Source organism: Nocardioides yefusunii (assembly GCF_004014875.1).
Taxonomy (GTDB): Bacteria; Actinomycetota; Actinomycetes; order Propionibacteriales; family Nocardioidaceae; genus Nocardioides; species Nocardioides yefusunii.
In genome coordinates this window covers 2,884,780-2,899,240 of the sequence record NZ_CP034929.1, presented here as the reverse complement: position 1 = coordinate 2,899,240, position 14,461 = coordinate 2,884,780, and the positions used below count along the sequence as shown (strand labels likewise).

Sequence of the window (14,461 nt, the reverse complement as noted above, 5' to 3'; positions counted from 1 at the left end):
CGGGCCGTCGGGACGGTGCTGTGCGGACGCTCAGGCGAACAGGTTCTGGACGCGGGTGATGCCCTCGACCAGGTCGGCGTCGCCGAGCGCGTAGGAGAGACGCAGGTAGCCCGGCGACCCGAAGGCCTCGCCCGGAACCACGGCGACCTCGGCCTTCTCGAGGATGTACTCGGCCAGCTCGGCGGAGGTCTCGATCAGCTTGCCGTCGTAGGTCTTGCCGAGCATGCCCTTGACCGACGGGTAGGCGTAGAACGCACCCAGCGGGGTGGGGCAGTAGAAGCCCTCGATCTCGTTGAGCATCGAGACGATCAGCTTGCGACGACGGTCGAAGGCGACCTTCATCTCGTCGACGGCGGAGAGGTCGTTCTCCAGGGCGGCGATCGCGGCACGCTGGGAGACGTTGGCGACGTTGGACGTCGCGTGCGACTGCAGGTTGGAGGCGGCCTTGATGATGTCCTTCGGGCCGATCACCCAGCCCACACGCCAGCCGGTCATCGCGTAGGTCTTCGCGACACCGTTGACGACGACGGTGTAGTCGGCCAGGTCGGGGCACAGGACGGGCATGGAGCCGGTCTCGATGTCGCCGTAGACGAGGTGCTCGTAGATCTCGTCGGTCATCACCCAGAGGTTGTTCTCCTGGACCCACGCGCCGATGGCACGGATCTCGTCCGCGGTGTAGACCGCGCCGGTGGGGTTGGAGGGGGAGACGAAGAGCAGGACCTTGGTCTTCGGGGTGAGCGCTGCCTGGAGCTGCTCGACGGTGACCTTGTAGTCCTGGGTCTCGTCGGCGAGGACCTCGACCGGGACACCACCGGCGAGCTGGATCGCCTCGGGGTAGGTGGTCCAGTAGGGGGCCGGGACGATGACCTCGTCCTCGGGGTCGAGCATCGCGGCGAAGGCCTCGTAGATGGCCTGCTTGCCACCGTTGGTGACGAGCACCTGGGAGGCGTCGATCTCGTAGCCGGAGTCACGCTTGGTCTTGGCGACGATCGCGTTCTTCAGCTCGGGAAGACCACCGGCGGGGGTGTAGCGGTGGTTCTTGGGGTCGCGGCACGCCTCGACGGCGGCCTCGACGATGTACGGCGGAGTGGGGAAGTCGGGCTCGCCGGCACCGAAACCGATGACCGGTCGGCCCTCGGCCTTGAGGGCCTTCGCCTTGGCGTCCACCTTCAGCGTGGCGGACTCGGCGATGGCGCCGACGCGGGTCGAGACGCGCTTGGCGCGCGGGCTGCTGACAGGGGCGGAAGTGGCTTCGGTCATGCCCCACATCCTAGGGCGTTTGGACTCGGGACCATCAGGCACGTATGCTTCCGGCTCGGTGGCACTCCCGCTCACTGATCCATGCCTTCCCAACACAGGTTTGGTTTCAGGGGAGATACTCCGAAGGGCACTAGCTCAACTGGCAGAGCATCGGTCTCCAAAACCGAAGGTTGGGGGTTCAAGTCCCTCGTGCCCTGCAAAGAACGACGACCGCACACGCGGCCGCGTCCATGCAGGTAGTAAGCAGCAGCATCACGCAAGCAGACCACTCGGACGACGGAGGGGCAACGTGTCGGAAGCCAACGCTCAGGGGACGCCGGGCGACAAGCCCGCTCCCAAGGCCAATCCGGCCGTTTTCCTGCGCCAGGTCATCGCTGAACTTCGCAAGGTCGTCTGGCCGACGCAGAAGCAGCTCGTGAACTACTTCTGGGTCGTGCTCGTCTTCGTCCTCGTCTTCATGCTCCTGGTCTCGCTGCTTGACCTGGGCTTCGGCCGACTCGCCTTCTGGATCTTCGGCGGAGCGAACTGATCCTGCTCCCCGGTGGAGCATGATCAGAAGCAGCAACTAGTAGATCCCAACGACGGAGCACCACTGTGTCTGAGCAGAACGACTCGTTCGAGGCCGACCTCGAGCCCACCGACCCCATCGACGCGCCCGAGGCGCTCGAGGCCGAGGTCGACCCCGAGACCGGCGAGATCGTCGAGTCCGACGAGACCGAGACCGAGTCCGACGACGTCGCCGAGGACGCCCTCGAGGCGTTCCGTCGCGAGCTCTGGGCCAAGCCGGGCGACTGGTACGTCATCCACACCTACTCCGGCATGGAGAAGCGTGTGAAGGCGAACCTGGAGAACCGCATCTCCTCCCTCGACATGGGTGACTACATCCACGAGATCGTCGTGCCGACCGAAGAGGTCGCCGAGATCAAGAACGGCCAGCGCAAGATGGTCACCCGCACCGTCCTGCCCGGTTACGTCCTGGTCCGCATGGACCTGACCGACGAGTCGTGGAGCACCGTTCGCCACACCCCGTCCGTGACCGGCTTCGTCGGCAACGCCCACAACCCGGTCCCGCTGTCGATGACCGAGGTCGAGGACATGCTGGCCCCGTCGTTCGTCGCCCAGGCCGAGGCCGAGGCCCAGATCGCGGAGGCCAAGGCCACCGGCGGTCACGCCCAGCCGGTCAAGAAGACCGTCGAGGTCGCCGACTTCTCCGTCGACGACTCCGTCATGGTCGTCGACGGTCCGTTCGCCACGCTGCACGCCACGATCACCGAGATCAACGGCGACACCCAGCGCGTCAAGGCGCTCGTCGAGATCTTCGGCCGCGAGACCCCGGTCGAGCTCAGCTTCAGCCAGATCCAGCGCGTCTGACGCACTGCTCCGGCTATGCGCCGGCCGCCAGCCACGTCGAATAGGTCTTCCCCGGGAAGATCTGCGAGACTGGCAGGCGGTCGGCGTTGCCGTGCATACGGCACCCCGCCATCGTCGCCCTCGGGCGGCGTGAGCAACACCCAGGTGGCAGAACTGCTCCGGGAGGCATCCCGGTGTGGCTCGACAAGACCACGACGTACCAATTCTTAAGGAACCCGACATGCCTCCCAAGAAGAAGATCGCAGCCCTGGTCAAGGTTCAGCTCAACGCTGGCGCCGCGACCCCGGCTCCGCCGGTCGGTACCGCCCTCGGTCCGCACGGTGTCAACATCATGGAGTTCTGCAAGGCGTACAACGCCCAGACCGAGTCCATGCGTGGCAACGTGATCCCCGTTGAGATCACCATCTACGAGGACCGCACCTTCACCTTCATCACGAAGACCCCCCCGGCTTCCGAGCTGATCAAGAAGGCCGCTGGCGTCGCCAAGGGTTCGGGCACCCCGCACACCGAGAAGGTCGGCAAGCTCTCCAAGGACCAGGTCCGCGAGATCGCCACCACGAAGCTCCCCGACCTCAACGCGAACGACATCGAGGCCGCGATGCTGATCGTCGAGGGTACCGCCCGTTCCATGGGCATCACCACCGACTGATTTTCATCCCCTTCCTGATCAACACCCCGTGGCAGAGCCGCGCTGGCTCATCGACCACACTGGACAGAAACGAGTAACCAGACATGCAGCGCAGCAAGACCTACCGCGCGGCGGCAGCATCGTTCGACAAGAACGAGATTTTCGCCCCGCTGGCCGCCATCAAGCTTGCCAAGGCCAACTCCAAGAAGAAGTTCGACGAGACCGTTGACGTCGTCATGCGCCTGGGTGTCGACCCGCGCAAGGCCGACCAGATGGTTCGCGGCACCGTCAACCTGCCGAACGGCACCGGTAAGACCGCCCGCGTCCTCGTGTTCGCCAACGCTGAGAAGGCAGAGGCCGCCCGCGAGGCCGGCGCTGACTTCGTCGGTGGCGACGAGCTCATCGAGAAGGTTGCCGGCGGCTGGCTCGACTTCGACGCCGTTGTTGCCACCCCCGACATGATGGGCAAGGTCGGTCGCCTCGGTCGCGTCCTCGGCCCCCGCTCCCTCATGCCGAACCCGAAGACGGGCACCGTGACCCCCGACGTCGCGAAGGCTGTCAACGACATCAAGGGCGGCAAGATCGAGTTCCGCGTCGACCGTCACGCCAACCTGCACTTCATCATCGGCAAGGCCTCCTTCTCGGAGACCGCCCTGGCGGAGAACTACGCGGCTGCTCTCGAAGAGGTTCTGCGTCTCAAGCCGGCCAGCTCCAAGGGCCGCTACATCAAGAAGATCGCTCTCTCCACCACGATGGGCCCCGGCGTTCTCGTCGACCCCAACCGCGTGAAGAACGTGACCGTCGAGGACGAGGCCGCTGAGGCCTGATTCCTCCACGGAACCTGCGAAGGGCCGGTCACCCCACTGGGGTGGCCGGCCCTTCGGCATTTCTGCCTGTCCGGCTACTCGGTGAAGACGCGCTCGTCGACGAGGTCCTCGCTGACGACCTTGCCCTCGGGGACGAAACGGCCCGAGGCGAACTGCTTGAGGAACTCGACCTCCGCGCCGGTGCGTCCCGAACGGTTCTTCTCCACCGTCAGCACGGAGTAGTTGCGGAAGTGCTCGCCGTTGTTGGCCGAGTACATGAGGTGGTGGCGGGCCACGATGTCGGCCTTGTTCGCCAGGATCAGCACGACGTCGGCCTCGTAGGCCAGTGCGGTGGAGCCCTTGAGGTTGCGGGCACGCATTCGCTGGCCCGGCTCGAGTCCAGCGCGGTCGGCGGCAGAGATGGCCAGCACCGGGCAGTTGAGGTCGATGGCGATGTCCTTGAGGCGTTCGGTCACCAGGGTGACCGCGGCCTCCTCGTCCATGTCCTCGGTGGGGCGTACCTTCTGCAGGTAGTCGACGACGATCAGCGGCGGCTTGCCAGCCTGCTGCGCGACGTCGCGAGCGATCGCGTGCACGTCTTCCAAGCGGGTCGAGAGCGTGGTGGAGCGGTGAATCATCAGGTGCTCGGAGTACTCGCTCACCCGCGAGAGGGCGTCGAGCCCGCCGGGGAGGCGCCCGAGGCGCTCGACGAGTCCGCCGGCGATCCCGTCGGTGCCCTCGAAGGCGGCCCGGACCTGGTAGACGGTCGCGGGTGCCTCATCGGCACACTCGGCTGCTTCGGAGGCGAGCAGCTTCTGCAGCAGCACCTCGGCCTCGAGCTCGAAGGAGAAGAACAGCACCGGCTGGCCGGCGCGGACGGTGTCGCGGGCGAGCTGCAGGGCGAAGGTCGTCTTGCCCTCACCTTGACTGCCGGCCAGCAGGTTCAGGGTGCCGGCACGGAGGCCGCCTCCGAGAGCGTCGTCGAGCAGCGGGAACCCTGTCGACCAGAGCCGGACGTCGGCGGCGGGATTGAGCAGGCGGGAGTCGACGCGGTCCAGGACGGCGTTGAGCGACGAGAGCTTGGGGTCCACGGGGGAGATTCCAGCACCAGGCGTACTGGATTATTGGCGATTTGGCACCTTGCCCCACCCCCGGTAGTGTCACTTCTCGTAACCAGAGACCGCCGGTGGTCGTGACTCGCTAGAGATCACTTCCGAAGGTTCCGCAGCAGCGGACGGCCCGCGTAGGTGATCAGAGCCAGAACTTTCGAGTTCACACGCCCTGGGCATCTACGCCCGGGGCGTTCGTCGTTTCCGGGCCAGCAGCCGGCACGTCTTCAAGCGTAGTCCGGAAGGAGACCCATGGCGCGGCCAGAAAAGGCAGCAGCCGTCGCGGACATCGTTGACTCGTTCAACGGTTCCAACGGCGCTGTGCTGACCGAGTACCGCGGTCTCACCGTGAAGCAGATGCAGGAACTGCGTCGCTCCCTCGGCGAGAACGCCAACTACGCCGTGGTCAAGAACACGCTGGCCAAGATTGCTGCCAACCAGGTTGGCATCACTGGCTTCGACGACCTGCTGAACGGCCCGACCGCCATTGCCTTCATCGAGGGTGACGTCGTCGAGGCTGCCAAGGGTCTGCGTGACTTTGCCAAGGCAAACCCCGCTCTTGTCATCAAGGGCGGTGTCCTGGACGGAAACATCCTCGACGCTGCAGAGATCGGCAAGCTTGCCGACCTCGAGTCGCGTGAGGTGCTCCTCGGCAAGATGGCTGGCGCAATGCTGGCTTCCCTGTCGCAGGCCGTCTACCTGCTCAACGCCCCGCTCTCCCAGGCCGCCCGCCTTGCCGGCGCCCTGCAGGCGAAGGCCGAGCAGGACCCCTCGATCCTCGCAGGTGGTGCCGGCACGCCGGCCGAGTCCGCTGCTGAGGAGGCCCCGGCCGCCGAGGAGGCTCCCGTCGAGGAAGCCGCCGACGCTGCTGAGGCCGACGCCTGATTCTCAGGCGAACCACCACCTGAAACCCCGGTCGGTCGCTGAAATCGCGACTGGCCAATGAACGGAAGGAATCGCCCATCATGGCGAAGCTCACCACCGCAGAGCTCCTTGAGGCTTTCAAGGAGATGACCCTCATCGAGCTGTCCGAGTTCGTCTCGGAGTTCGAGGAGACCTTCGGCGTCACCGCCGCTGCCCCCGTTGCCGTTGCTGCCGCTCCGGCCGCCGGTGGCGCCGCTGAGGCCGCTGCTGAGAAGGACGAGTTCGACGTCATTCTCGAGGCCGCTGGCGACAAGAAGATCAACGTCATCAAGGAGGTGCGCGCCATCACCGGTCTCGGTCTCAAGGAGGCCAAGGAGCTGGTGGAGTCCGCCCCCAAGGCGATCCTCGAGGGTGCTGCCAAGGACGCTGCTGAGAAGGCGAAGGAAGCCCTCGAGGGCGCCGGCGCCACGATCACCCTCAAGTGATCTCTCGCTGATTCCTTGCTCATCTGAGCATTGTTCGAAGGCGGTCACCCCTCGCGGGGTGGCCGCCTTCGGCGTATTTCGGGGCGTGTCAGCGCCCCTCCTGGGTGCGGGTGGCACCGTACTGTCGTCGAGTCGCGGGGTTGACGTTGTGAGCCTGAAGTGCCAGCACTCCCGGGGGACGCGTCCGCTTGACCTTGCCCCGGCTCTCGGGTCATAGTCGTGCCCAGCGACACCCGCACCGCCCCGCTCGGGGCAGGAGCCGTCCAGATTTGGACGAACTGGGTCTCGTATGCATTTGCGACCCGTGGATCGATGCGCTACTTTTAGTCTTTGCGCCTGCCCTCATATGCTCGCACCCTGCCGGAGGGGTGCCGAGTGGTCGGCGGCGTGACTCACCTTCAGCGATGATTCGAAGGACGCACATCTTGGCCACGCGCAGCTCCGCTGGTAATCCCCGTCGCATCTCTTTCGCAAAGATCAACGAGCCTCTCGAGGTTCCTTCTCTCCTGGCTCTCCAGACCGACAGCTTCCACTGGCTGATCGGCGACGAGGCCTGGCAGGAGACCGTCGCAGCACGCAAGGCAGCTGGCGACGACGTCTCGGAGAAGTCTGGTCTCGAAGAGATCTTCGAGGAGATCTCTCCCATCGAGGACTTCAACGACACCATGTCGTTGAGCTTCGAGAACCCCGTCTTCGTGGACCCCAAGTACACGGAGGAGGAGTGCAAGGAGAAGGACTTCACCTACTCCCGACCGCTCTACGTCTCGGCCGAGTTCATGAACAACAACACGGGCGAGATCAAGGCCCAGACCGTGTTCATGGGCGAGTTCCCGATGATGACCCGCAAGGGCACCTTCATCATCAACGGCACCGAGCGTGTCGTCGTCTCCCAGCTGGTCCGTTCGCCGGGCGCCTATTTCGAGCGCGCCGCCGACAAGACCTCTGACAAGGACATCTACACCGCCAAGGTCATCCCGTCCCGCGGTGCCTGGCTCGAGTTCGAGATCGACAAGCGCGACCTCGTCGGCGTCCGCCTCGACCGCAAGCGCAAGCAGAACGTCACCGTCCTGCTCAAGGCCCTCCAGGCCGTCGCGCAGGAGGAGGACTACGAGGGCGAGGCGTACGACTACGAGACGGTCATGGCCGAGCTCCGTCAGTACGAGTCGATCCAGCTGACCGAGGAGAAGGACAACACGGTCGGCCCCGAGGACGCTCTCCTCGACATCTACCGCAAGCTCCGCCCGGGCGAGCCGCCCACGCGCGAGGCTGCACTGACGCTTCTGAAGAACTACTACTTCAACCCGAAGCGTTACGACCTCGCCAAGGTTGGTCGCTACAAGATCAACAAGAAGCTGGGTCTGGAGGAGGCGTTCGACCACCAGACGCTGACCATCCAGGACATCGTCGCGGCGATCCGCTACGTCGTCCAGCTGCACGCTGCCGGCATCACCACCGAGCCCACCGACCTCGTCGGTGCCGACGGCGCTGTCGTCATCGGCCCGGACGAGAAGCCGGTCAAGGTCTACGCCGACGACATCGACCACTTCGGCAACCGCCGCATGCGTTCGGTCGGCGAGCTCATCCAGAACCAGCTCCGCACGGGTCTTGCCCGCATGGAGCGCGTCGTGCGTGAGCGCATGACCACCCAGGACGTCGAGGCGATCACGCCGCAGTCCCTGATCAACATCCGTCCGGTCGTCGCTGCGCTCAAGGAGTTCTTCGGAACCTCCCAGCTGTCGCAGTTCATGGACCAGACCAACCCGATCGCGGGCCTGACGCACAAGCGTCGTCTCTCCGCCCTCGGCCCGGGTGGTCTCTCCCGCGACCGCGCCGGCATGGAGGTCCGAGACGTCCACCCGTCGCACTACGGTCGTATGTGCCCGATCGAGACGCCGGAAGGCCCGAACATCGGTCTGATCGGTTCGCTCGCGTCGTTCGGTCGTATCAACCCGTTCGGTTTCGTCGAGACCCCGTACCGCAAGGTCGTCGAGGGTGTCGTCACCGACAAGATCGACTACCTCACCGCTGACGACGAGGACCGCTACGTCATCGCCCAGGCCAACGCGGCCATGGACGAGAACGGCAAGTTCATCGAGCCCCGCATCCTGGTTCGCACCAAGGGCGGCGAGGTCTCCGAGGTCCTGGCCGCGGACGTCGACTACATGGACGTCTCCCCGCGCCAGATGGTGTCGGTCGCAACCGCGCTGATCCCGTTCCTCGAGCACGACGACGCCAACCGTGCACTCATGGGTGCCAACATGCAGCGTCAGGCCGTCCCGCTCATCACGAGCGACGCGCCGATCGTCGGTACCGGCATGGAGTACCGCGCCGCTGTCGACGCCGGTGACGTGGTCGTCGCCGACTACGCCGGTGTCGTGAAGTCGGTCTCCGCCGACCTCGTCGAGACCATGAACGACGACGGCACGTACTCCTCGTACAAGCTGCAGAAGTTCAAGCGCTCCAACCAGGGCACCGCCATCAACCAGCGCCCGCTGGTGCGTGAGGGTGACCGCGTCGAGGTCGGCTCGCCGATCGCCGACGGTCCCTGCACCGACGGTGCCGAGATGGCTCTGGGTCGCAACCTCCTGGTCGCCTTCATGTCGTGGCAGGGCCACAACTACGAGGACGCCATCATCCTGTCCGAGCGCATCGTGCAGCAGGACCTCCTCACCTCGATCCACATCGAGGAGCACGAGGTCGACGCGCGCGACACCAAGCTCGGACCCGAGGAGATCACCCGGGACATCCCGAACGTCTCCGAGGAGGGTCTGGCCGACCTCGACGAGCGCGGCATCATCCGCATCGGTGCCGAGGTCTCGACCGGTGACATCCTCGTCGGCAAGGTCACGCCCAAGGGTGAGACCGAGCTGACCCCGGAGGAGCGCCTGCTCCGTGCGATCTTCGGTGAGAAGGCGCGCGAGGTTCGCGACACCTCGATGAAGGTCCCGCACGGTGAGACCGGAACGGTCATCGGCGTCCGCGTCTTCGACCGCGAAGAGGGCGACGAGCTTCCCCCGGGCGTCAACCAGCTGGTCCGCGTCTACGTGGCCCAGAAGCGCAAGATCAACGTCGGTGACAAGCTCGCCGGTCGTCACGGCAACAAGGGTGTCATCGCCAAGATCCTCCCGATCGAGGACATGCCCTTCATGGAGGACGGCACCCCGGTCGACGTGATGCTGAACCCCCTGGGTGTTCCGCGTCGTATGAACATCGGTCAGATCCTTGAGCTCCACCTCGGTTGGCTCGCCACCCAGGGTTGGGACCTCAACCTGTCCGGCGACCCGGCTGACTCCGAGTGGAAGCAGCGTCTGATCAAGATCGGCGCCGCGACCGGTGAGCCCGGCTCCAAGGTCGCCACCCCGGTCTTCGACGGTGCGCGTGAGGACGAGATCGTCGGTCTCCTCAACGCGACCCTGCCGAACCGTGACGGTGTCCGCCTGATCGACTCCACCGGCAAGGCCCGTCTCTTCGACGGTCGCACCGGTGAGCCGTTCCCCGAGCCGGTCGCGGTGGGCTGGAAGTACATCCTCAAGCTCCACCACCTGGTCGACGACAAGATCCACGCGCGTTCGACCGGTCCGTACTCCATGATCACCCAGCAGCCGCTCGGCGGTAAGGCCCAGTTCGGTGGCCAGCGCTTCGGTGAGATGGAGGTCTGGGCGATGGAGGCGTACGGCGCTGCCTACGCGCTCCAGGAGCTGCTCACGATCAAGTCCGACGACGTGCCCGGTCGCGTCAAGGTCTACGAGGCCATCGTCAAGGGCGAGAACATCCCCGACTCCGGTATTCCCGAGTCGTTCAAGGTTCTCATCAAGGAGATGCAGTCCCTCTGCCTCAACGTCGAGGTGCTGTCGCAGGACGGTTCCCCGATCTCGTTGAAGGACGCGGAGGACGACGTCTTCCGTGCCGCTGAGGAACTTGGCATCGACCTGTCCCGTCGTGAGCCCAGCTCCGTCGAAGAAGTCTGAGAAGGTAGGGAAACAACACAGTGCTCGACGTCAATTTCTTCGACCAGCTTCAGATCTCCCTGGCCACCGCGGACTCGATCCGCGAGTGGTCCCACGGCGAGGTGAAGAAGCCGGAGACGATCAACTACCGCACGCTCAAGCCCGAGCGTGACGGCCTCTTCTGCGAGAAGATCTTCGGTCCCACCCGGGACTGGGAGTGCTACTGCGGCAAGTACAAGCGCGTGCGCTTCAAGGGCATCATCTGCGAGCGTTGTGGCGTTGAGGTCACCCGCTCGAAGGTGCGCCGTGAGCGCATGGGCCACATCGAGCTCGCTGCCCCCGTGACCCACATCTGGTACTTCAAGGGTGTTCCGTCGCGTCTGGGCTACCTGCTCGACCTCGCCCCGAAGGACCTCGAGAAGGTCATCTACTTCGCGGCGTACATGATCACGTCCGTCGACACCGACGCGCGTCACCGCGACATGACCGCTCTGGAGAACAAGGTCTCCCTGGAGCGCGAGCGTCTCGAGAAGCGTCGCGACGCGATGATCGACGACCGTGCCAAGAAGCTCGAGGAAGACCTCGCAGCTCTCGAGGCCGAGGGTGCCAAGGCCGACCAGCGCCGCAAGGTGAAGGACGGCGCGGAGCGCGAGATGGCGCAGCTGCGCAAGCGCTCCGAGACGGAGCTCAACCGTCTCGAGGAGATCTGGAACACGTTCAAGAACCTCAAGGTCCAGGACCTTCTCGGCGACGAGATCCTGTACCGCGAGATGAAGAACTGGTTCGGCAAGTACTTCGAGGGCTTCATGGGCGCCCAGGCGATCCAGAAGCGTCTCCAGGACTTCGACATCGCCCAGGAGGTGGAGAACCTTCGCGAGACCATTGCCACCGGCAAGGGTCAGAAGAAGGTCCGCGCCCTCAAGCGTCTCAAGGTCGTCGACGCCTTCCGCAAGACCGGCAACCAGCCGATCGGCATGGTTCTCGACGCCGTTCCGGTCATCCCGCCGGACCTGCGCCCGATGGTCCAGCTGGACGGTGGCCGCTTCGCGACCTCCGACCTCAACGACCTGTACCGCCGCGTGATCAACCGCAACAACCGACTCAAGCGACTGCTCGACCTCGGTGCACCGGAGATCATCGTCAACAACGAGAAGCGCATGCTTCAGGAAGCTGTTGACTCCCTCTTCGACAACGGCCGTCGCGGTCGCCCGGTCACGGGCCCCGGCAACCGTCCGTTGAAGTCGATCTCCGACATGCTCAAGGGCAAGCAGGGTCGTTTCCGTCAGAACCTGCTCGGCAAGCGCGTCGACTACTCGGGTCGTTCGGTCATCGTCTCGGGCCCGACCCTGAAGCTGCACCAGTGTGGTCTGCCCAAGCAGATGGCACTCGAGCTCTTCAAGCCGTTCGTGATGAAGCGCCTCGTCGACCTGTCGCACGCGCAGAACATCAAGTCGGCCAAGCGCATGGTGGAGCGAGGTGTCCGTGCCGAGGTCTGGGACGTCCTCGAAGAGGTCATCACCGAGCACCCGGTGCTGCTCAACCGTGCACCCACGCTGCACCGTCTCGGCATCCAGGCGTTCGAGCCCCAGCTGATCGAGGGCAAGGCGATCCAGCTGCACCCGCTGGTCTGCACGGCCTTCAACGCTGACTTCGACGGTGACCAGATGGCAGTCCACCTGCCGCTGTCGTCGGAGGCTCAGGCCGAGGCTCGCATCCTGATGCTCTCGACCAACAACATCCTGAAGCCGTCCGACGGCCGACCGGTCACCATGCCTACCCAGGACATGATCATCGGTCTGTTCTTCCTGACGACGGACCGCAAGGACCAGCCGGGCACGGGACGTCAGTTCTCCTCGCAGGCCGAGGCCATCATGGCCTTCGACCGTCGTGAGATCACGCTGCAGTCCCCGGTCACGATCCGCCTCAACGACTACGTCTCCGCCGTGGGCGAGGCTCCGGCCGTTGCCACCGTCGAGACCACGCTGGGTCGCACGCTGTTCAACGACACCCTTCCGATCGACTACCCGTTCGTGAACGAAGAGGTCGGCAAGAAGCGTCTGGGCAGCATCGTCAACGACCTTGCCGAGCGTTACACCAAGGTCGAGGTCGCTGCCTCGCTGGACGCTCTCAAGGACGCCGGTTTCCACTGGGCCACCCGCTCGGGTGTCACCGTGTCGATCGACGACGTGACGGCTCCGGAGTCGAAGAAGGAGATCCTCTCCGGCTTCGAGGCCAAGGCCGAGAAGGTCCAGAAGCAGTTCGAGCGCGGTCTCGTGACCGACGACGAGCGTCGCCAGGAGCTCATCGAGATCTGGACGGAGGCCTCCAACCAGGTCGCCGACGCCATGGCGAAGAACTTCGACAAGGCCAACCCGATCTTCGTGATGGTCGAGTCGGGCGCATCCGGAAACATGATGCAGATCCGTCAGGTCGCCGGTATGCGTGGCCTCGTGGCCAACCCGAAGGGCGAGATCATCCCGCGCCCGATCAAGGCGAACTTCCGCGAGGGTCTGTCCGTCCTCGAGTACTTCATCTCCACCCACGGTGCCCGTAAGGGTCTTGCCGACACCGCGCTTCGTACCGCTGACTCGGGTTACCTGACCCGTCGTCTGGTGGACGTCTCGCAGGACGTCATCATCCGTGAGGAGGACTGCGGTACCGAGCGTGGTCTGGTCAAGGTCATCGGTGAGCGTCTCGAGGACGGCACCGTCGTCAAGCACGAGAACGCCGAGACCGCGGCCTACGCCCGTTCGTCTGCTGGCGAGGTCCTGCACCCGGAGACCGGCGAGCTGCTCGCTGGCCCCGGTGACGACATGGGTGACGTCAAGATCGGCGAGCTGATCGAGGCCGGCATCACCACGGTCAAGGTCCGCTCGGTCCTCACCTGTGAGGCCCACACCGGTACCTGCGCGAAGTGCTACGGCCGTTCGCTGGCCACCGGCAAGCTGGTCGACATCGGTGAGGCCGTCGGCATCATCGCGGCCCAGTCCATCGGTGAGCCCGGTACCCAGCTGACCATGCGTACCTTCCACACCGGTGGTGTGGCGTCGGCAGACGACATCACGCAGGGTCTCCCGCGTGTCGTCGAGCTCTTCGAGGCTCGTACCCCGAAGGGTGTCTCCCCGATCTCCGAGGCCGCTGGCCGCGTGGAGATCGAGGAGACCGACAAGTCGCGCAAGGTCATCGTGACCCCGGACGACGGCTCCGACAAGATCGAGTACCCGGTCTCCAAGCGCTCCCGCCTCGCGGTGGCCGACGGCGACCACATCAAGGTCGGCCAGCAGCTGACCTCGGGTACTCCGGACCCGAAGGAGGTGCTCCGCGTCCTCGGTATTCGTCGTGCGCAGCAGCACCTCGTCGACGAGGTCCAGGGCGTGTACCGCTCGCAGGGTGTGGCCATCCACGACAAGCACATCGAGATCATCGTGCGCCAGATGCTCCGTCGCGTGACGGTCATCGAGTCGGGTGACACCAATCTGCTGCCGTCCGACCTGGTCGACCGTTCGATCTTCGAGGTCGAGAACCGTCGCGTGGTCTCCGAGGGCAACCGCCCGGCTTCCGGCCGTGCAGAGCTCATGGGTATCACCAAGGCGTCGCTCGCCACCGAGTCCTGGCTCTCGGCCGCCTCCTTCCAGGAGACGACCCGAGTCCTGACCGACGCGGCCATCAACGGCCGTTCGGACAGCCTGCTGGGCCTCAAGGAGAACGTCATCATCGGTAAGCTCATCCCGGCCGGTACCGGCCTCGAGCGCTACCGCAACGTCCGCGTCGAGCCGACCGAGGAAGCCCGCGCGGCTGCCTACCAGGTCACCGGCTACGACTACGACTACGACTTCGGACAGGGCACCGGCCAGGCCGTTGCTCTCGACGACTTCGACTTCGGTTCCTACCAGAACTGAGTCGACGTGGACCGGCGGTGAAAGCCGCCGGTCCGGTCAGGTCCGCAGGGTCCGTTCCACTTCGGTGGGACGGGCCCTGCGGCCATTTCGGC

Annotated in this window: 10 protein-coding genes and 1 tRNA gene; 9 read left to right on the top strand and 2 right to left on the bottom strand. The window is 65.3% G+C overall.

The features are described 5' to 3' along the window. Nucleotides 1–30 precede the first annotated feature (30 nt). Nucleotides 31–1,260, bottom strand: coding sequence for a pyridoxal phosphate-dependent aminotransferase (locus EOV43_RS13285; protein WP_128221722.1), 1,230 nt, complete (start codon nucleotides 1,258–1,260; stop codon nucleotides 31–33). Between the two features lie 124 nt (nucleotides 1,261–1,384). On the opposite strand from EOV43_RS13285, the gene EOV43_RS13280 reads away from it, so the two are divergent. From EOV43_RS13280 to rplA, 5 genes are all read left to right on the top strand, one after another. Further along, a tRNA-Trp gene (locus EOV43_RS13280) sits at nucleotides 1,385–1,457 on the top strand. A gap of 92 nt (nucleotides 1,458–1,549) precedes the next feature. After that, nucleotides 1,550–1,789, top strand: a complete 240-nt coding sequence (secE, locus tag EOV43_RS13275) for a preprotein translocase subunit SecE (RefSeq protein ID WP_128221721.1) — start codon at nucleotides 1,550–1,552, stop codon at nucleotides 1,787–1,789. Between the two features lie 65 nt (nucleotides 1,790–1,854). Beyond that, nucleotides 1,855–2,631, top strand: a complete 777-nt coding sequence (gene nusG / locus EOV43_RS13270) for a transcription termination/antitermination protein NusG (RefSeq protein WP_128221720.1) — start codon at nucleotides 1,855–1,857, stop codon at nucleotides 2,629–2,631. A 220-nt stretch (nucleotides 2,632–2,851) separates the two neighbouring features. After that, nucleotides 2,852–3,280, top strand: a complete 429-nt coding sequence (gene rplK / locus EOV43_RS13265; protein ID WP_128221719.1) for a 50S ribosomal protein L11 — start codon at nucleotides 2,852–2,854, stop codon at nucleotides 3,278–3,280. Between the two features lie 83 nt (nucleotides 3,281–3,363). Continuing rightward, entirely contained in the window at nucleotides 3,364–4,086 is a 723-nt protein-coding gene (gene rplA, locus EOV43_RS13260) for a 50S ribosomal protein L1 (RefSeq protein ID WP_128221718.1), read from the top strand. Between the two features lie 74 nt (nucleotides 4,087–4,160). On the opposite strand, the gene EOV43_RS13255 is transcribed toward rplA, so the two are convergent. Beyond that, complete coding sequence (locus EOV43_RS13255) at nucleotides 4,161–5,156, bottom strand: DnaB-like helicase C-terminal domain-containing protein (protein ID WP_164878665.1); 996 nt, start codon at nucleotides 5,154–5,156, stop codon at nucleotides 4,161–4,163. Between the two features lie 270 nt (nucleotides 5,157–5,426). Here EOV43_RS13255 and rplJ point away from each other — a divergent pair, with 270 nt between their 5' ends. The 4 genes from rplJ to EOV43_RS13235 all read left to right on the top strand — a co-directional run bounded on the left by rplJ (nucleotide 5,427) and on the right by EOV43_RS13235 (nucleotide 14,369). Continuing rightward, nucleotides 5,427–6,059 (top strand): 50S ribosomal protein L10, encoded by a 633-nt coding sequence (gene rplJ, locus EOV43_RS13250; RefSeq protein WP_128221716.1) that lies wholly within the window; start codon nucleotides 5,427–5,429, stop codon nucleotides 6,057–6,059. An 80-nt stretch (nucleotides 6,060–6,139) separates the two neighbouring features. After that, entirely contained in the window at nucleotides 6,140–6,523 is a 384-nt protein-coding gene (rplL, locus tag EOV43_RS13245) for a 50S ribosomal protein L7/L12 (protein ID WP_128221715.1), read from the top strand. Between the two features lie 404 nt (nucleotides 6,524–6,927). Continuing rightward, on the top strand, nucleotides 6,928–10,491 hold the full coding sequence (gene rpoB / locus EOV43_RS13240; RefSeq protein ID WP_128221714.1) for a DNA-directed RNA polymerase subunit beta: 3,564 nt from the start codon (nucleotides 6,928–6,930) through the stop codon (nucleotides 10,489–10,491). 20 nt (nucleotides 10,492–10,511) lie between these two features. Then, nucleotides 10,512–14,369 carry a DNA-directed RNA polymerase subunit beta' gene (locus EOV43_RS13235; protein WP_128221713.1) on the top strand — a complete coding sequence of 1,286 codons (3,858 nt, stop codon included), beginning with the start codon at nucleotides 10,512–10,514 and terminating at the stop codon, nucleotides 14,367–14,369. The last annotated feature ends 92 nt before the right edge of the window (nucleotides 14,370–14,461 follow it).

Coding starts and splice junctions, on each gene's coding strand:
- rplA (WP_128221718.1), top strand. CDS start 3,364: ATGCAGCGCAGCAAGACCTACCGCGCGGCGGCAGCATCGTTCGACAAG.
- EOV43_RS13285 (WP_128221722.1), bottom strand. CDS start 1,260: ATGACCGAAGCCACTTCCGCCCCTGTCAGCAGCCCGCGCGCCAAGCGC.
- rpoB (WP_128221714.1), top strand. CDS start 6,928: ATGATTCGAAGGACGCACATCTTGGCCACGCGCAGCTCCGCTGGTAAT.
- rplJ (WP_128221716.1), top strand. CDS start 5,427: ATGGCGCGGCCAGAAAAGGCAGCAGCCGTCGCGGACATCGTTGACTCG.
- rplK (WP_128221719.1), top strand. CDS start 2,852: ATGCCTCCCAAGAAGAAGATCGCAGCCCTGGTCAAGGTTCAGCTCAAC.
- rplL (WP_128221715.1), top strand. CDS start 6,140: ATGGCGAAGCTCACCACCGCAGAGCTCCTTGAGGCTTTCAAGGAGATG.